This window comes from Saccharothrix sp. CCNWYY140 (assembly GCF_037401995.1).
Classification (GTDB): domain Bacteria; phylum Actinomycetota; class Actinomycetes; order Mycobacteriales; family Pseudonocardiaceae; genus Actinosynnema.
Genome location: NZ_JBBEGC010000007.1, coordinates 127983 through 145015, shown reverse-complemented (window position 1 = coordinate 145015; position 17033 = coordinate 127983). Strand labels below are relative to the sequence as shown.

The window sequence follows — 17033 nt, the reverse complement described above, 5'->3', positions numbered from 1 at the left end:
CGACCGAGTGGTGGTGGACGTTCCGGGAACCCGCCTGCCGGCTGGCCGGTTCGTCCAGGCCTGGCCCGCGCGGCTGGTCAGGGGCTCAGCGGGTAGACGAGCAGCCTGCGGCGCTCGGCCGTGTTGTCCCGGCGCGGGTTGAACACCGCGTCGAGCAGCGGCAGCGCCTGGTCGCGGGCTTCGCGGGTGCACGTGATCCGCTTCCACAGCACCAGGTCGAGGTGGTAGCGCAACTTCGAGGTGGTAGCCAACCGCAGGACGTCGACGACGTCGCTGCGGACCTTCGGCGGTAGCGCGCGTCCAGGCAGTCCACCGCCTCCTCGGCTGACCGGTCGCCGGCTCCGTCCGGCCGCAGGCCGGTCGTGGTCCGCCCAACTCGAAGTCCATAGTGGACACATGGTGAACGCTAAGAACCGTCTTCCTCTGCCGGTTGGCGATCGTGCCGAGGCCCCGCCGTCGTCTGCGCGGCAACCTGGACCGAGGGCGTGACCACTGCGGTCAAGACCACAGTGGACGGTCGCGTGCAGGGGCCGGCTTGGCCGCGGACGGCACCAAGACCGTGCCGCCGGCACGGGACCGCTGCCGGACGGGCGGACGGTCGCGTGCGGGCTCGGCCGCCTCGTCCAGGTTCAGGTGCACGCCCGGGCATCGCGAGCAGGTCGTTCCAGCGGATCTCGCCCTCCCCGGTCTGGTCGAGGACCGGCCGCCCGCGCCAGGCTGTCCCGCTTCCGCGCAGCGATTCCACCGCCTTGGGGTGAACGAGGAATTCCGCCCCGTGAGGCAGCGCGGTTCGCCCGGCCGGTATCTGAAGGGGTGAACGAGGAGGACTGATGAGCCCAGAGGACGAGCGGGAGTTCCGCGAGTTCGTGACCGCCCGGTCACCCGCCCTGCTGCGCACCGCCTACCTGCTGGCCGGTGACGTGCACGGGGCGCAGGACCTGCTCCAGTCGGCGCTGATGGGCACCGCCCGGCACTGGTCGCGCATCCGGCGGCGGGACCTGCCGGACGCCTACGTGCGGCGGGCGATGGTCAACCAGCAGGCGCGGTGGTGGCGGCAGCGGGCGCGGCGGGCCGAGTCGCCGGTGGCCGAGCCGCCCGAGCGGGCCGTGGTCGGTGACCACGCCGAGCAGGTCGCCGACCGGCATGAGGTGGTGCAGGCGCTGCGCCGGCTGCCCGCCCGGCAGCGCGCGGTCGTGGTGCTGCGCTACTACGAGGACCGCTCGGAGGCCGAGGTCGCCGCGCTCCTGGGCATCTCCACCGGGACCGTGCGCAGCCAGGCGTCCAAGGCGCTGGCGAAGCTGCGGGCCCTCGACCCGTCCCCGATCGAACCCACACCCCAGGAGGCCTGGTCATGACCCTCACCGACGTGCTGCGCGAGCGGTTGCAGGCGGCACCGCCCGCGTTGACCGCACCGCCCGACCTGGCGGACACCGTGGTGGCGGGGGTGCGTCGGCGCCGCCGCGCCGGCCGGATCGGGGTCACCGCGGCGGCCGTGGTCGCGGTGGGTGTGACCACGTCGTTCCTGGTGGCACCGGAGAGTTCCCCGGTGGGGGTCGCCGGACCGGTGATCACGACGACGTCCACGCCCGCGGAGGTCGGCAAACTGGTCCCCGGTCCCGCCCCCGCGCTGGGTGAGTTCCCGTTCACCCCGGGCCGTCCGCACGCCTACCGCCTGGGCCGCGAGGCCGGTGGCCTGGAACTGACGTCGAACAGCGACGCCCGGCACGTCCCGTCCGGCCCGGACGTGTACGTCGGCCCCCACGCGAACCGCCCGGACGACGGCCCGGTCACCGGCACCACGACCGCCACCGCGCTCGGCAAGGCGGCCACGGTCACGCGGATGGCGAACAAGGTCAAGGTGACCTGGGAGGAGCGGCCCGGCCAGTGGGCCGTGGTGGAGTCGCGTTCCCTGCCCGAGGCGGAGGTCGTGCGCTACGCGGAGGAACTGCGCCCGGAGCCCCAGCCGGTCCCGATGCCGCTGGACTTCGCGTGGCTGCCCGCCGGCATGGACGTCGTCCTCACCTCTGACGGCGCGGTGGACGAGTCGGTGGTGTTCGCCCGTCCGAACGGCGCGGAGAGCGTGCACGTCAGCCGCAGCGGCAACGAGGTCGGCAAGGTCGGCGACCCCGTCCCGGTCGGCGACCGCACCGGCTACCTCAGCCACCAGAACGACATGACGGTCCTGTGGGTGCCATTGCCCGGCCACGGCAACCTCAGCGTCGCAGTGCCGGACTCCCTCGGCTTCACGCAGGACGACCTGGTCCGCTTCACCCTGGGGATCTCCAACCCGTGATGTTGGTTCCGCCGGGTGAGTCGGGGCCCCGACCACAAGGGCATCGAGGGAACCCTCCGAGGGCGTGGTCCGCGTCGACCACGCCCTCGGGGTGCCTCAGCCGGGGATGTTCTCCTGCCTGGTGAACACCATCCGGCACGTTGTGCCGGTGGCGAAGGTGACCGGCCGGATGAAGCGGAGGTGGTGGCGTTCCGGGGCGATCGCGTCGGCCCAGTTCAGGTCGAAGCGGCACAGCACCGGTTGCAGGTGCTCCCGCCCCGCCGCCACCAGCGCCTCGTGGAACAGGCACCGCTTGACGTCCAGGACGTAGGTGTCGTGGTCGTCGACCGGCCGCTGGAAGGTGAACGACGGCCCGAAGGACGTGCGTTCACGCAGCCTGCTCGCCTCGACCAGCGTGGTGAACGGGTCGGGTGCGTGGTCCAGCATCGCGGTTGTGCCCTCGATGATGTCCGCGCGCAACGGGGTGTTGAGGCACTCGTCGACGATGGCCGTGGCTTTCACGTCACCGCAGACCGGTTGCAGGACTTCGAACGTGGCAGCAGCCAGCGCGGTGAACCGCACGTTCGCCGCGTCCATCTCATTGGTGATGAGGTGGGCCAGTTCGGGTTCCAACTCGCCCAGGCGCAGGCGGACCAGGTCGTCGACCGGTGCCGGCCACAACCGGGTCGCGGTGGCGCCGAGCAGTCGGAGCAGGCGGTCGAAGAAGGCGGCCTCGATCACCGGCATCCAGGCGTCCGCCCGGTAGTCGCCGTGGTCGGGTTTGGTGGTGTTGTCCATTGAAGGTGGTTCTTCCGGTCATGGACCACCGGGCGCCCTCGGCTGCTCGATCGTGGCGCCGACGGTCGCCCCGTGTGGCCCGGGTTCGACCAGCGCGCTCCACCACCAACCGGCGCTGCATGATTGCCCGCCCATGCAACATCAACCGCGCCGCAACCGTCAAGGCCGTTCGGTCAGTTCGGTGAGCAGGGTGAAGTCGTGGTGGTCCACCGACACCGCGGTACCGGCGGGTTTGGCTCGAACTCCTCGCCGGGGAGCCGGTCACCAGATGCGAAGAGGTCCCGGCGGGTACCGGGACCTCTTCACCGACCTAAGCCTGGTTCGCCCACCAGTCCCGGCCGGCCTCGCCCAACGTCGAGATCGGGTCGTAGTACGGGTACCGGCGGTCCAGGGCGTCCGGGTCCTCCAGTTCGATGCCCGTCCGGTAGTTCTTCGTCCAGTACGAGATGCCCAGCTCACGGTCGTACTCGGCGACCTGGTGCACCCAGCGCTTGCCGACGTACGGCACGTCGCACACGATGCGCGGCGTGGCGTAGCCCGGCAGGTAGCCCATGATGGCGTGCTGCAACTCCTGCGCCTCCCACACCGCCACGCGCCAGTGCTCGGCGTTGGGGATCATGTCGCACATGTAGAAGTAGTACGGCAGGATGTTCGCCTCGCCCTGCAACGCGAAGCACAGGTCGAGCAGGTCGTCCGGGGTCGCGTTGACGCCCTTCATCAGCACGCCCTGGTTGCGCACGTCCCGCACGCCCACGTCCAGCGCCGTCCGCGCCGCCTCGGCGACCAGCGGGGTCACGGACTGCGCGTGGTTGACGTGGGTGTGGATCGCCAGGTTCACGCCGCGGCGGTGGGCGGTGCGGGCGACGCGTTCCATGCCCTCCACGACACGGGGCTGCAACCAGTGTTGCGGCAGGCCGGCCAGCGCCTTGGTGGCCAGGCGGACGTCGCGCACGGTCTCGATGTCGAGCAGCCGCATCAGGAACGACTCGAGCTGCGGCCACGGCACGTTGGCCACGTCGCCGCCGGAGACCACCACGTCCCGCACGCCCGGCGTGCGCTTGAGGTAGTCGATCATCTGGTCCTGCCGGTCCACCGGTTTGAGCAGCAGCTTGTGCTTCTGCACCTGCGGGGTGGAGTTGCCGACCAGGTCCATGCGGGTGCAGTGGCCGCAGTACTGGGGGCAGGTGGACACCAGCTCGGCCAGCACCTTGGTGGGGTAGCGGTGGGTCAGGCCCTCGACCACCCACATCTCGGCCTCGTGCAGCGAGTCCCGCGAGGAGTGCGGGTGGCTGGGCCAGTGCGGGTCGCGGTCGGAGCGGACCGGGATCATGTACCGGCGCACCGGGTCGGCGAAGAACGCGTCGGTGAACTCGGCGGGCTCGGCGTGCGGCGCCATCGTGTTGAGCATCTGCGGCGGCACCAGCATGGACATCGTGGCGAGGTCGGCCTGGTCGGCGGCCAGCTCGTCGTAGAACCGCTCGTCGAGCAGGTCACCCATCAGGGCGCGCAGCTGCTTGACGTTCTTCACGCAGTTCACCCGCTGCCACTGCGCGTCCCGCCACTGCGCGTCGGTGACCTGCCGCCAGCCCGGGAACCGGCGCCAGTCGGGCTCGATCAGCTCGCGACGGGCGTAGGTGTACGGCTGGAGGTCGGGTCGCGGCACCGCGGGCACGACGTCGTGTAGCGCAGTCATCCATGCTCCCTACCCGTTGAGTGGCGTAAAGATATGCTGCCAGACGGGCCGTTCGACGTAAATATTCCGGCAGGGAGTGTTTTGGGCCGCTCGTTCGTTGGTCGGGTATGCGCGTGTTCGCGGTAGTGCTGATCGGTCTGGCCGTCGAGTTGCTGACCCTGGTGTGGGCAGCCGGGACGTGGGGCTTCCTGCCCACCCTCGGGCTGCTGGTCCTGGGCGGCGTCGTCGGCTCCGTGCTCATGCGCCGGGAGGGCACGCGCACGATGGCGGCCTTCACCGAGGCCGTGCGCACCCGCCGCGCCCCGCACCAGGAGATCGCCGACGGCGTGCTCATCGCGGCGGCCGGGTTCCTGATCATCGTGCCGGGCTTCCTCAGCGACCTGGCGGGCCTGTTCCTGCTGTTCCCGCCCACGCGCAGGCTCATCAGCAAGCGCATCGCCCGCCGCGCCGAACAACGCGAACGCGAGATGACCCTCAACCTGCGCTACGGCCGCCCGCCCACGGCCGGCGGTGTCGTCATCGACGGCGACGTGGTCGACGTGCGCCCCGACGAACCGACCCCCACGCAACGCCCCGAACTGACCTGACCGGTGTCACCCGGGGCCGTCGCGGGTACCACACAGCCCATGACGGTCATCGGTGTGCACGCCTCCCACGAGCAGGTTCACCCGTCCGAGCTGCTCAGAGCCGTGAAACGGGCGGAGGAGGTCGGGTTCGACGCCGCCATGTCGTCGGACCACTTCTCCCCGTGGAGCGCCCGCCAGGGGCAGTCCGCGTTCGCCTGGTCCTGGCTGGGCGCGGCGCTCGAGGCGACCAGCCTGCCCTTCGGCGTGGTCAACGCGCCGGGCCAGCGCTACCACCCCGCCATCATCGCCCAAGCCATCGGCACGCTCGGCGCCATGTACCCGGGGCGCTTCTGGGCCGCCCTGGGCACCGGCGAGGCCAGCAACGAGCACATCACCGGCGACCGCTGGCCCCGCAAGGAGGTCCGCACCGCCCGCCTGCGCGAGTGCGTCGACGTCATCCGCGCGCTGCTCGACGGGGAGGAGGTCAGCCACGACGGCCTGGTCCACGTCGACCGCGCCCGCGTCTGGACCAGACCCGGCGAGCCGCCCAAGCTCCTGGGCGCGGCGGTGAGCGTGGAGACCGCCCGGCACCACGCCGAGTGGGCCGACGGGCTGATCACCGTCAACGGCCCGACCGAGCACCTGCGCAAGCTCATCGAGGCGTACCGGGGCGCGGGCGGCATCGGGAAGCTCTGCCTCCAGGTGCACCTGAGCTGGGCGCCCACGGACGAAGAGGCCCTCCGGACCGCGCACGAGCAGTGGCGGTCCAACGTGTTCGCCCCGCCGGTGTGCTGGGACGTCGAGACCGCCGAGCAGTTCGACGTCATCTCCGAGCAGGTCACGCCCGAGCAGGTCGCCCGCACGGTCAACGTCTCCGCCGACCTGGGCCGGCACGCCGCGATCCTCACCGAGTACGCCGAGCTGGGCTTCGACGAGATCTACCTGCACCACGTCGGCCAGGAGCAGGACCGGTTCCTCGACGCGTTCGGCGAGCGCGTCCTGCCGGAGGTGGGCCGGTGAAGCTCACCCGGACCGCCGACCTGTGGTGGAAGAACGCCGTCGTCTACTGCCTGGACGTGGAAACCTTCCACGACTCCGACGGCGACGGCCACGGCGACTTCCGCGGCCTGACCCAGAAGATCGACCACCTGCACAACCTGGGCGTCACCTGCATCTGGCTGATGCCGTTCTTCCCCTCGCCCGACCGCGACGACGGCTACGACATCACCGACTTCTACGGCGTGGACCCGCGCCTGGGCACGCACGGCGACTTCGTGGAGTTCGTCCGCACCGCCCGCGACCGCGGCATGCGGGTGATCGCCGACCTGGTCGTCAACCACACCTCCGACCAGCACCCGTGGTTCGAGGAAGCCCGCTCGTCGAAGGACAACCCGCGCCGCGACTGGTACGTCTGGCGCGACCAGCCGCCGCCCGACGCCGAGAAGGGCGTGGTCTTCCCCGACAAGGAAAAGTCCCTCTGGGAGCTGGACAAGAAGACGGGCCAGTACTACCTGCACCGCTTCTACAAGCACCAGCCGGACCTCAACGTCGCCAACCCCGAGGTGCGCGACGAGATCGCCCGCGTCATGGGCTTCTGGATGGAACTGGGCCTGTCCGGCTTCCGCGTCGACGCCGTGCCGTTCCTGCTGGAGGCCCCGATCCAGGACCTGCCCGACCCGCACGACTACCTGGGCGACCTGCGCGCGTTCCTGTCCCGCCGCAACGGCGAGGGCGTGCTGCTGGGCGAGGTCAACCTGCCGTACACCGACACGATGAAGTTCTTCGGCAGCGCGGACGGCGTGGGCGACGAGCTGAACATGTGCTTCGACTTCATCGGCATGCAGCAGATGTACTTGTCGTTGGCCCGCAAGGACGCCAGCCCCCTCACGCACGCCTTGAAGGAACGCCCCCTGCCGCCGCGCGACTGCCACTGGGCGACCTTCGTCCGCAACCACGACGAGCTGACCCTGGACAAGCTGACCGAGCCCGAACGCCAGGAGGTCTTCGCCGCGTTCGGCCCGGACCCGGACATGCAGCTCTACGGACGAGGCCTGCGCCGGCGGTTGCCGTCGATGCTGGACGGGGACCTGCGGCGCATCAAGATGGTCTACAGCCTGCTGTTCGCCCTGCCCGGCACGCCGGTGCTGTTCTACGGCGAGGAAGTGGGCATGACGGAGGACCTGTCGCAGGAGGGCAGGCTGGCCGTGCGCACCCCGATGTGGTGGGACGCGGCCCGCGACCAACGCCACGACCAGGACTCGCTGCTGTCGTGGATCAAGCAGCTGATCCGCGCGTACCGGGACTGCCCGGAGTTGGCGTGGGGGACCTACCAGCTGATCGACACCCCGGAACCGGCGGTGCTGGCGCACCGGTGCGACATCGACGGCGGAACCGTGATCGCCGTGCACAACCTGGGCGACAAGGAAGCCGACCTCGACCTGTCCACTGTGGATGGTGAGCTGACGGACGTGTTCACCGAGCAGCCGGTGAAGCCGAAGTTCACGCTGGAACCCTACGGCTGCCGCTGGCTGCGGGCGTGGGCCGAGGGGGTGCAGGTCAGCCGGTAGGGTTGCCCGGTGGTCGCCGCCGCCGAACCCCCGTCCGACTTACCCGAGCGGTACCAGCGTGGCCGCTACCTGTACGAACGTCTGGAGGAGAAGGGCTTCCAACGGCTCTGCTCCGCGCTGCTGGCGCACGTCTTCCCGGACGTCACCTGCATGCCGGTCGGGCAGGCGGACGGCGGACGCGACGCCGTTCGCCCGCATCCCGACGGCGGGACGATCGTCTACCAGGTGAAGTGGTCGGCCACGCCCGAACGGGACCCGGTGGCGTGGCTGACCACCGCCATCCGCGGCGAGGCGGACAACATCCGGGCGCTGGTGGCGAGGGGCGCCAAGCGCTACATCCTCCTGACGTCCGTCGCCGGCACGGGCCCGCTCGACCGCGGGACGATGGACCGCCTCGACAAGCTGCTGGTCGGCTTCTCCACCGAGTTCGGCGTCGACATGGCCTGCTGGTGGCGCGCGGACCTGGACGCCCGCGTCGACGCGGCGCCGGAGTCGCTCCGCTGGGCCTTCGCGGACATGTTGGCCGGTTGGGACTTGATCCGGTACATGCTCCAGGCGCCCGAGCGTGAAGTCCGGGAGCTGAAGCTGCGCGACCTGCTGATGAAAGTGGTCGCGGCGCAGTGGGACGAGGACGCGAAGGTCAAGTTCAAACAGGTCGACTTGAACTCCCACGCCCTGGCGGACCTGTATGTCGATGTGCGCGCGGCAAGGGTCAAGCTCCCTCGGTGGAAGCCCGCGGGCGCGAAGGCGATCGGGTTCCCGCCGGGTCACACCGCACCCCTGGGCGGGGCGGCAGAGTACCTCCTCCAGGCTGAGCACCCGTTGACCGTGGTGCTCGGCGCGCCCGGACAGGGCAAGTCGACGCTGGCGCAGTTCGTGTGCCAGCGCCACCGCGCGGTGCTCCTGGGGCGTGGTGAGGCGGGTGACGTCGCGCAGGACCAGGTGCGGGTGCCGCTGAAGGTGGAGCTGCGCGACTACGCGTCCTGGTTGGGCGGTGACAACCCGTTCGACCTCTCCACGCCGCCGGTGCGGCGATCGGTACGGTCGCTCGAGGCGTTCCTCGCGGACCTCCTGCGCGCCCGCAGCGGCGGTCGCCAGGTGGACGTGGAAACCGTGCACGACCTGATCGACCGCTTCCCGCTCCTGCTCGTGCTGGACGGGCTCGACGAGGTGGCCGACAGCGCGGTCCGGGCCACGGTCGTCGACCAGATCGAGAAGCTGCGTGCGCGGCTGTCGACCAACAACTGGACGCCCCGAGTCGTCGTGACCACCCGCCCGAACTCCTCGAACCTCGCAGAACCCTCCACCGACCACTTCGAGCACGTCGTGCTGCTCCCCCTGGACGCCGAGATCCGCAACGCCTACCTGCGCAAGTGGGCCGCAGCCCTGGAGCTGTCGCCGGCCGACGAGCAGTCACTGGCCTCGATCTTCGAACGGCGCGCGATGGAGCCCCACATCGCCCAGTTGGCCGAGAACCCGATGCAGCTGACCATCCTGCTGTACCTGATCCTCAAACGGGGCGACTCCATCCCGCAGGCGCGCACCGAGCTGTACCGGTCGTTCATGGAAACCTTCCTCGACCGCGAAGCCGCCAAGAGCGCCAGCGTGCACCGCCACCGCAGAGACCTGGAGGAGGTGACGGCCTACCTGGGGTGGCACCTCCAGTCGATCGCGGAGACCGAGCGATCCAACGGCACCCTGCCGATCCGCGAGATCAAGCTCGCGATCCTGGAGTACCTGTACACCGCGGACAAGAACGTCGAGCTGGTGGAGGAGCTGTTCACGGCCGTCACCGACCGCGTGTGGGCGCTGACGAGCAAGGAACAGGGCGCCTTCCAGTTCGACGTCCAGCCGGTGCAGGAGTACTTCGCGGCCAAGCACCTGTACGAGGTCGCCGGGGCGGACCAGCGGTACTTCGACGCCTCTGAAGTCTTCCGCGAGTTGCTGCGACGGCCGTACTGGAGCAACACCTGCCGGTTCTATGCGGGCTTCGCCGCAGTCAACGAACTGGCCGCACTCGCGGAGGTCTTGGCGGAGGAGTTCGAACGCCTCAGCCCCCAGCCCGTCCCGCCCCCGGATGACCCGAACGGGCCGCCGACCGTGCAGATCCCAGGGGTCGGCCGCATCGCTCACACCCGGACACTGACGTGGGCTCTTCTACGGGACGGCGCGTTCGCCGCGCGTCCCCGCACACAAGCCGCCGTTGCCCGGCTGTTCGCCGACGACCTCAGCGTGCACATGCTCCTCAGCGACGCCCGCGAGCTAGGGCCGTTGCCGCACAACCGCGGCGCGGGAGCGTTGGCGCAGGCGCTGTTGAACCGAGTCGAACGTGAGCCGCTCCACCCGATGAGCGTCCTGCGCATGCAACTGGTCGCCCACAATGCGACGTCGGACAGGGACCTCTACACCGGGCAGTTCGACGACTGGTGGCAGCCACGGATGGCCGAAGCGGTGGGAACTGCGGATGAGGCCACCTGGCTGCGGTTGGGCATGGCGTTGAGGGCCGGCGAGCGATTGCCCGACGACATCACCGAGCGCTTGTCGCTCGCTGACACCGCAGCGGCGCAATACGCGATCTCGGCGGGTGTCACGCCGCTGCCGGGTTCGCCGGGCGACCGCAGGTTGCTGCGAGCGGTGCTCGACGGCCACTGCGTGTGGGACGACCCCGCGGGCCGAAGCTACGCAGCCGACTTGTTGCGCCTGACCAGGTTCGAACACTTCACCGGGACCGGTGCACCCGAGCACTACATCGGCGGGCCGGCCACCGGCCACTTCGCCTGGCCCGTGTCGAATTTGACGCGGGAGGCAGCGGCGAGACTGGTCGGCGTCGACCCGCGCTACAGCACCGTGGTCACCGTTCCCGACGGCCATCCCGCCACCCTTGCGCCAGCCGGTAGTTGGGCTGCAGTGTCGACGACGATCCGGGAGATACACGGTGGATGCCTCCTCGCGGATGCCGTCGCCGCCATCGGTATCTCCACCGAGGTCGAACTGGACACCGAGTCGGACCTCGTCAGTGATGACTTCGCCGCGGGAATTGCGCACAACCGCACGCGGCCTGCGTGGTGGCGCAGGCAGTTCCCCGATAGCACCGAACCGGTCGCGCTCGCCAGGTGGACGTTGACGCTGCTGTTGGCTGCTCCGGAGTCGATCGTGTTCGAGTGTGTGGATCTCGTCGAGAAGGCGTTGCTGGACTTGCCGCACGCCGGCCGCAGGGCGTTGCTCTCGATGTCCAGTGCGCTTGCGAGGTATGAGCTCGCGGAACCGTTGTCGCGGTCGATCCTCGGGTCGGTGAGGGTACTGGCCGCTCCGACGGCCGCACTTCTCCTTCACCACACAGCCAAGGTCGACGCTCTCGACCCGCTGGACGAGGTGTACCCACAGACATTGAGACACGTGCTGGATGCGGATCCGTACTGCTGGCCCGTAGAACGGGCCATCCACGCTCGGATGCACACACAACCGACGGAGGTCTTAAGCGCCGCGCTACGCCAGGTCGGACCTCTGGTGTGGTTCGGTCCTTCCGATGGGGCACAGGTGGAACTACCGCCTGGCCTCGTGCAGGCCATCCTCTGTGAGGCGGCGGAGTACCCGGAGTACTGGGTGACCCTGGCGGAGAGCTTGCACTCCGCAGCGACGAAAGAGACCCCATTGGCGGAGGTTGCCCGGACCGGTCGGTGGTTCGCCGTTGGGCGGTGAGGGGTCAGGTGAGTCGGTAGCCGTGGGCGGGGCGGTTGGCCATGCCGTAGCGGGGTTGGACTTCTGCCTTGCCTACCGCCACCAAGTGCTCCAGGTACCGCCTAGCGCTCACCCGCGACAGACCTGCCCGCTCGCCGACCTCCTGCGCCGACAGGTCCGTCGCACTGTCGCGCAACGCCTCGGTCACCAGTCGCAACGTCACCGCCGACAACCCCTTCGGCAACCCCGACCGAGGCCGGTGCTGCAACAACTGGTCCACCTCGTCCTGGTCCAGCCACCGGCCCAGCCGCTGTACCTCCTGCCGCCGTGCCAGGTACTCGCGCATCCGGTCCAGGAAAGCGGTCCGGGTGAACGGCTTCACCAGGTAGTGGTCGACGCCCCGGGACATGGCCTGCCGTACGGTCTCCAGCTCGCGCGCCGCGGTCACCGCGATGACGTCCACCGGAGGACCGGACCGTGCCCGCAGACGGGCCAGCACCTCCAAGCCCGAGATATCGGGCAGGTGGATGTCCAGCAGCACCAAGTCCGGGCGCAGGGCCTCCACAGCACGCAGCGCCTCGCCGCCGCCGTGAGCCTCGCCCACCACGGTGAACTCCGGCAGGGCCTCCAGGAAGCCCCGGTGGATCGCCGCCACGGCGAAGTCGTCGTCCACCACCAGCGTCCGCACGGTAGTCACGACCGGACACCTCCGTCCGGCAGCCACACGTCGAACGACGCCCCGCCCAGCTCCGAGTCTGTGATCTCCACCCGGCCGCTGCGCCGCGTGACCACCCTCGACACCAACGCCAGCCCGATCCCTCGTCCGTGCGCGCCCTCCGGCGCCTTCGAGCTCACGCCCAGCGTGAAGATCCGCCCGCGTTGCGACTCCTCGACCCCCGGGCCGTCGTCGTCCACGACCATCCGCACGCCGTCCGACGACGACCGCACCAGCACCCGCACCGTCCCACCGGGGTCCACGGCGTCCACCGCGTTGTCGACCAGGTTGCCCAGCACGGTCAGCGCGTCGTCGCCGGCCCGGGTCGCGACCGCCGAGGTCGGGTCCAGCCGCAGGGCCACGCCCCGCTCGTGCGCGGTGGACGACTTGGCCAGCAGCAGGGCCGCCAAGGCCGGGTCGGCGACGGCGCCGGAGATGATGTCGGACGTGACCGAGCCGGCGCCGCCGACGCGTTCGATGTAGGCGACGGCCTCCGCGCGCCGGTCCAGCTCGACCAGGCCGCCGATGACGTGCAGGTGGTTGGAGAACTCGTGTGCCTGTGCGCGCAGCACCTCGGTCACGGTCCGTTGCCCGTCGAGTTGGCGCAGCGCGTCGTGCAGCTCGGTCCGGTCGCGCAGGGTGAGCACCACGCCGACCGGGCGGCCCTGGGTCTTGGCGGTCATCCGGTTGGCCACCAGCACCCGTTCGCCGGCCAGGACCAGGCGGTCGGCCACGTCGTCCACGCCGCGGGCCAGGTCCAGCAGGCCGCCGTCCTCCAAGACCTGCGCCGCGGGACGTCCGGTCGGGTCCTCCGTCAGGTCCAGCAGCCGCATCGCCTCGTCGTTGACCAGCGCCAACCGCTCCCGCTCGTCCACGGCGACGACGCCCTCGCGGATGCCGTGCAGCATCGCGTCCCTTGTCTCCAGCAGCTGCGCGATCTCCGCCGGTTCCAGCTTGAACGTCCGCCGCCGGACCAGCTGCGTCACCAGCGCCGCGCCCAGCACGCCGACCAGGGCGGCGGCGGCCAGCCACCCGATCAGCTCCGGCAGGTCCTCGGCCAGGTCGGCGGACAGCTCGCTCTCCAGGATGCCCACCGACGCCATCCCGATGATCTGCCCGTCGGCCGCCCGCACCGGCACCTTCGCCCGCAGCGACGTGCCCAGCGTCCCGGTCTCGGTGCCGACGAACACCTGCCCGGACAACGCCGAACTCGGGTCCGTCGAGACGCGTTCCCCTATCCGCGCCGGGTCCGGGTGGGCGTAGCGGACACCGTTGCGGTCGGTCACCACCACGTAGGTCACGCCCGACGCCTTGCGGATCAGCTCCGCCAGCGGCTGGATGGTCGCCGCCGGGTCCGGCGAGCCGAACGCGTCCACCACCGTGGGCAACCGCGCGACGCTCTCGGCGACCGACAGCATCCGGTCCTTGTAGGCCTCGCGGATGCGGTCGGACTGGAGCTTGGCCGCCAGCAGGCCCGCCGCGCACGTCGTCACCAGCACGATGACCACCTGCAACACGAGCAGGGACCACCCGAGCGGGACGGTGCGGCGGCGGCGACGCATGGAGGGCATTCTGACCCACGGCGGGTCCGACCGGGCAAGACCTAAACGACCAATACGGCCCTTACGACCGATGCCTTACCGCTCGCACCCCCCGTCCCTACCGTTCCCGCCCAACCAGGGCGACGACGCCCTGGCGGGAACGTGGAGGCATTCGATGGCAGCACAGCACACCCGACTGCTCGCGGCGGTCCTCGCCGCGGGGCTGGCGCTCGCGGGGTGTGGGGGAGGCGCGAAGTCGTCGGCGACGGGGGAGATCGCCAAGCTGGAGATCATGGCCCCGGCCGACCCGGGCGGCGGCTGGGACCAGACCGCCCGCGCCATGCAGGCCGCCGTCACCGGGGCCGACCTGGTGAAGTCCGTGCAGGTCAGCAACGTCGGCGGGGCCGGCGGCACGGTCGGGCTGCAAAAGCTGGCCAACGAGCGGTCCGAGTCCTACCTGATGGTCACCGGCCTGGTCATGGTCGGCGCGGTGGAGACCAACGGCGTGGACAAGCGGCTGGAGGACACCACCCCGATCGCCCGGCTGACCGCCGAGGAGGAGGTGGTCGTCGTCCCGGCCGACTCGCCGTACCAGACGATCGAGGACCTGCTCAAGGCCGTGCAGGACAAGGGCCAGGGGGTGTCGATCACCGGCGGCTCGGCCGGCGGCACCGACCACATCCTCGCCGCGATGCTGCTCAAGGCCAAGGACATCGACCCGGCCAAGCTCAACTACGTGCCCTACTCCGGTGGCGGCGAGTCGCTGGCGGCGCTGCTGGGCAAGAAGGTCGACGCGGGCATCTCCGGCGTCGGCGAGTACAAGGAGCAGATCAAGGCGGGCAAGCTGCGCGCCCTGGGCACCTCCGGCCCCACGCCGAACCCGGAGCTGAACGCGCCGACGTTCAAGAACGTGGGCACCGGCGTCGAGCTGATCAACTGGCGTGGCGTGGTGGCGCCCGGGTCGATCTCGCCCGCGGCCAAGGACCGGCTGGTCAAGCTGGTCACCGACATGCACGCCAGCCCGCAGTGGCAGGAGGAGCTGAAGAAGAAGGGCTGGACCGACACGTTCCTGACCGGCCACGAGTTCTCCAAGTTCCTCACCGTGGAGATCGGCCGCATCAAGCCGGTCCTCCAGGACATCGGCCTGGTCAAGTGACCACCGAGGTCGCGCAGACCTCGGCCAAGGTCGAGGAGTACGTCTTCGGCGGCCTAGTCGTGGCGCTGGGCGTGTTCACCCTGGTGGACGCGGGCACCATCGCCACGACCCGGGACGCCGTGGGCGCCCGCGCCTTCCCCTACGCGGTGGGTGTGTTGCTGCTGGTCACGGGCGTGGCGGCGATCGTCGCCACGGCCCGGGGCCGGCTGGGCGAGGCCGAGGACGGCGAGGACGTCGACACCGGCGTGCGCACCGACTGGCTCACCGTGGCCAAGCTGGTCGCGCTGCTGGTGGCGCACCTGGTGCTGATCGACGTGGTCGGCTGGCCGGTGGCGGCGGCCGTGCTGTTCTTCGGCGCGGCGTGGGCGCTGGGCGCGGTGTGGTGGAAGGCGCTGGTGGTCGCCGTGGTGCTGGCGCTGGTGGTGCAGGTGGTGTTCGCGTCCGGGCTGGGCCTGTCGCTGCCGGCCGGCGTGTTCGAGGGGGTGCCGCTGCTCGATGGGTAGCCTCACCGCACTGCTTGAGGGCTTCGCGACCGCCGCGCAGCCCGAGTACCTGCTCTACGCCCTGCTGGGCGTCACCCTCGGCACCGCCGTGGGTGTGCTGCCGGGCATCGGCCCGGCGATGACGGTGGCCCTGCTGCTGCCGTTGACCTACACGCTGGAACCGACCGCCGCGTTGATCATCTTCGCGGGCATCTACTACGGCGGCATGTACGGCGGGTCGACGACCTCGATCCTGCTCAACACGCCGGGGGAGTCGTCCTCCATCGTCACCGCGCTGGAGGGCAACCGGATGGCCCGCGCGGGCAAGGGCGCGGCGGCGCTGGCCACGGCGGCGATCGGGTCGTTCGTGGCGGGCACCATCGCCACGGTGCTGCTCACGGCGTTGGCGCCGACCATCGCCGACATCGCCGTGACGCTCGGCCCGGCGGACTACGTGGCGCTGATGGTGGTGGCGTTCGCGACCGTCGCGGCGCTGCTGGGGTCCTCGCCGGTGCGCGGGCTGGCGTCGCTGGCCGTCGGGTTGTTCCTGGGCTTGGTCGGGACGGACACGTTGTCCGGTCAGCAGCGGTTCACCCTCGGGGTGCCGACGCTGGCCGACGGGATCGACGTCGTGGTCGTCGCGGTCGGCGTGTTCGCGGTCGGCGAGGCGCTCTACGTGGCCTCCCGGCTGCGGCACGGCCCGGTCGAGGTGGTGCCGGTCGGCGGGAAGTGGATGACCGGCGAGTTCTGGCGGCGGTCGTGGAAGCCGTGGCTGCGCGGCACGTTCATCGGGTTCCCGATCGGCACGGTGCCGGCGGGCGGCGCGGACGTCTCGACGTTCCTGTCCTACGCGGCGGAGAAGAAGCTGTCGCGGCACAAGGACGAGTTCGGCAAGGGCGCGATCGAGGGCGTCGCCGGTCCGGAGGCGGCCAACAACGCGGCGGCGGCGGGCGTCCTGGTGCCGCTGCTGACGCTGGGCCTGCCGACGACGGCGACCGCGGCGGTGATCGTGGCGGCGTTCCAGAGCTACGGCATCCAGCCCGGTCCGCTGCTGTTCACCACCAACTCGGCGATGGTGTGGGCGCTGATCGCGTCGCTGTACATCGGCAACGTGATGCTGCTGGTGCTCAACCTGCCGCTGGTGAAGATCTGGGTGAAGGTCCTCCAGATCCCGCGCCCCTACCTGTACGCGGGCATCCTGCTGTTCGCCGCGCTGGGCACCTACGCGGTGAACTTCGTGGTGGACGACCTGGTCGTGCTGCTGGTCATCGGCGCGGTCGGGTTCTTCATGCGCCGCCACGGCTACCCCGTGGCGCCGCTGGTGGTGGGCCTGATCCTGGGCCCGATGGCGGAGGAGCAGGTGCGCCGCACCTTGCAGATCAGCGAGGGCGACCCGTCCGCCCTGGTGACCAGCCCGTTCGCGGCGGCGGCCTACGCGCTGCTGGCGGCGGCACTCGTCGTGGCGGCGGTCCTGCGCCGCCGCCGGCCACGCGTGCCGGTCGCGACGGGCTGACCGTGCCGCCGCCGGGCGAGAGGCGCGCACGCCCGGCGGCGGTACGCACGAT

The 17033-nt window shown here is 70.7% G+C and carries 14 protein-coding genes; 9 read left to right on the top strand and 5 right to left on the bottom strand.

What is annotated here, in order from left to right:
- Window positions 1-77: 77 nt before the first annotated feature.
- Window positions 78-233 (bottom strand): hypothetical protein, encoded by a 156-nt coding sequence (locus WBN91_RS06725; RefSeq protein ID WP_337722254.1) that lies wholly within the window; start codon window positions 231-233, stop codon window positions 78-80.
- Between the two features lie 597 nt (window positions 234-830).
- On the opposite strand from WBN91_RS06725, the gene WBN91_RS06720 reads away from it, so the two are divergent.
- Window positions 831-1355: a SigE family RNA polymerase sigma factor gene (locus tag WBN91_RS06720; RefSeq protein ID WP_337722253.1), complete on the top strand. Its 525-nt coding sequence runs from the start codon at window positions 831-833 to the stop codon at window positions 1353-1355.
- Complete coding sequence (locus tag WBN91_RS06715; protein ID WP_337722252.1) at window positions 1352-2293, top strand: hypothetical protein; 942 nt, start codon at window positions 1352-1354, stop codon at window positions 2291-2293. The genes WBN91_RS06720 and WBN91_RS06715 overlap by 4 nt, the downstream gene beginning before the upstream one ends.
- Window positions 2294-2389: 96 nt before the next feature.
- Here the strand turns inward: WBN91_RS06715 and WBN91_RS06710 are convergent, their stop codons facing one another.
- Both WBN91_RS06710 and WBN91_RS06705 read right to left on the bottom strand, forming a co-directional pair.
- Window positions 2390-3070: an L-2-amino-thiazoline-4-carboxylic acid hydrolase gene (locus tag WBN91_RS06710; RefSeq protein ID WP_337722251.1), complete on the bottom strand. Its 681-nt coding sequence runs from the start codon at window positions 3068-3070 to the stop codon at window positions 2390-2392.
- Window positions 3071-3380: 310 nt separating this feature from the next.
- A complete protein-coding gene (locus WBN91_RS06705) occupies window positions 3381-4763 on the bottom strand; it encodes a KamA family radical SAM protein (protein ID WP_337722250.1) in 1383 nt (460 codons plus the stop codon).
- 107 nt (window positions 4764-4870) lie between these two features.
- Between WBN91_RS06705 and WBN91_RS06700 the strand changes: the two genes are divergently transcribed.
- Genes WBN91_RS06700 through WBN91_RS06685 form a run of 4 tightly spaced genes read left to right on the top strand, consistent with a single transcriptional unit; the run spans window position 4871 to window position 11595 of the window.
- Window positions 4871-5350, top strand: a complete 480-nt coding sequence (locus WBN91_RS06700; protein ID WP_337722249.1) for an FxsA family protein — start codon at window positions 4871-4873, stop codon at window positions 5348-5350.
- Window positions 5351-5389: 39 nt separating this feature from the next.
- Window positions 5390-6349, top strand: a complete 960-nt coding sequence (locus tag WBN91_RS06695; protein WP_337722248.1) for a TIGR03885 family FMN-dependent LLM class oxidoreductase — start codon at window positions 5390-5392, stop codon at window positions 6347-6349.
- On the top strand, window positions 6346-7896 hold the full coding sequence (locus WBN91_RS06690) for an alpha-amylase family protein (RefSeq protein ID WP_337722247.1): 1551 nt from the start codon (window positions 6346-6348) through the stop codon (window positions 7894-7896). Before WBN91_RS06695 ends, WBN91_RS06690 begins: the two co-directional genes overlap by 4 nt.
- 9 nt (window positions 7897-7905) lie before the next feature.
- Complete coding sequence (locus tag WBN91_RS06685; RefSeq protein ID WP_337722246.1) at window positions 7906-11595, top strand: NACHT domain-containing protein; 3690 nt, start codon at window positions 7906-7908, stop codon at window positions 11593-11595.
- A 4-nt stretch (window positions 11596-11599) separates the two neighbouring features.
- On the opposite strand, the gene WBN91_RS06680 is transcribed toward WBN91_RS06685, so the two are convergent.
- Window positions 11600-12271, bottom strand: a complete 672-nt coding sequence (locus tag WBN91_RS06680; RefSeq protein ID WP_443217668.1) for a response regulator — start codon at window positions 12269-12271, stop codon at window positions 11600-11602.
- A complete protein-coding gene (locus tag WBN91_RS06675; protein ID WP_337722245.1) occupies window positions 12268-13851 on the bottom strand; it encodes a sensor histidine kinase in 1584 nt (527 codons plus the stop codon). The genes WBN91_RS06680 and WBN91_RS06675 overlap by 4 nt, the downstream gene beginning before the upstream one ends.
- Before the next feature lie 154 nt (window positions 13852-14005).
- On the opposite strand from WBN91_RS06675, the gene WBN91_RS06670 reads away from it, so the two are divergent.
- The 3 genes from WBN91_RS06670 to WBN91_RS06660 are packed head-to-tail and all read left to right on the top strand — an operon-like array spanning window position 14006 to window position 16981.
- Window positions 14006-14986 (top strand): Bug family tripartite tricarboxylate transporter substrate binding protein, encoded by a 981-nt coding sequence (locus tag WBN91_RS06670; protein ID WP_337722244.1) that lies wholly within the window; start codon window positions 14006-14008, stop codon window positions 14984-14986.
- The gene (locus tag WBN91_RS06665; protein WP_337722243.1) at window positions 14983-15489 is read left to right on the top strand and encodes a tripartite tricarboxylate transporter TctB family protein; all 507 of its coding nucleotides are present in this window, start codon (window positions 14983-14985) and stop codon (window positions 15487-15489) included. Before WBN91_RS06670 ends, WBN91_RS06665 begins: the two co-directional genes overlap by 4 nt.
- Window positions 15482-16981: a tripartite tricarboxylate transporter permease gene (locus WBN91_RS06660; protein WP_337722242.1), complete on the top strand. Its 1500-nt coding sequence runs from the start codon at window positions 15482-15484 to the stop codon at window positions 16979-16981. The genes WBN91_RS06665 and WBN91_RS06660 overlap by 8 nt, the downstream gene beginning before the upstream one ends.
- Window positions 16982-17033 lie beyond the last annotated feature (52 nt).

What these genes read in the sequence shown, in the direction of transcription:
- WBN91_RS06660 (WP_337722242.1), top strand. Translation starts at nt 15,482, where the DNA reads ATGGGTAGCCTCACCGCACTGCTTGAGGGCTTCGCGACCGCCGCGCAG.
- WBN91_RS06705 (WP_337722250.1), bottom strand. Translation starts at nt 4,763, where the DNA reads ATGACTGCGCTACACGACGTCGTGCCCGCGGTGCCGCGACCCGACCTC.
- WBN91_RS06670 (WP_337722244.1), top strand. Translation starts at nt 14,006, where the DNA reads ATGGCAGCACAGCACACCCGACTGCTCGCGGCGGTCCTCGCCGCGGGG.
- WBN91_RS06710 (WP_337722251.1), bottom strand. Translation starts at nt 3,070, where the DNA reads ATGGACAACACCACCAAACCCGACCACGGCGACTACCGGGCGGACGCC.
- WBN91_RS06675 (WP_337722245.1), bottom strand. Translation starts at nt 13,851, where the DNA reads ATGCGTCGCCGCCGCCGCACCGTCCCGCTCGGGTGGTCCCTGCTCGTG.
- WBN91_RS06695 (WP_337722248.1), top strand. Translation starts at nt 5,390, where the DNA reads ATGACGGTCATCGGTGTGCACGCCTCCCACGAGCAGGTTCACCCGTCC.
- WBN91_RS06715 (WP_337722252.1), top strand. Translation starts at nt 1,352, where the DNA reads ATGACCCTCACCGACGTGCTGCGCGAGCGGTTGCAGGCGGCACCGCCC.
- WBN91_RS06720 (WP_337722253.1), top strand. Translation starts at nt 831, where the DNA reads ATGAGCCCAGAGGACGAGCGGGAGTTCCGCGAGTTCGTGACCGCCCGG.
- WBN91_RS06700 (WP_337722249.1), top strand. Translation starts at nt 4,871, where the DNA reads ATGCGCGTGTTCGCGGTAGTGCTGATCGGTCTGGCCGTCGAGTTGCTG.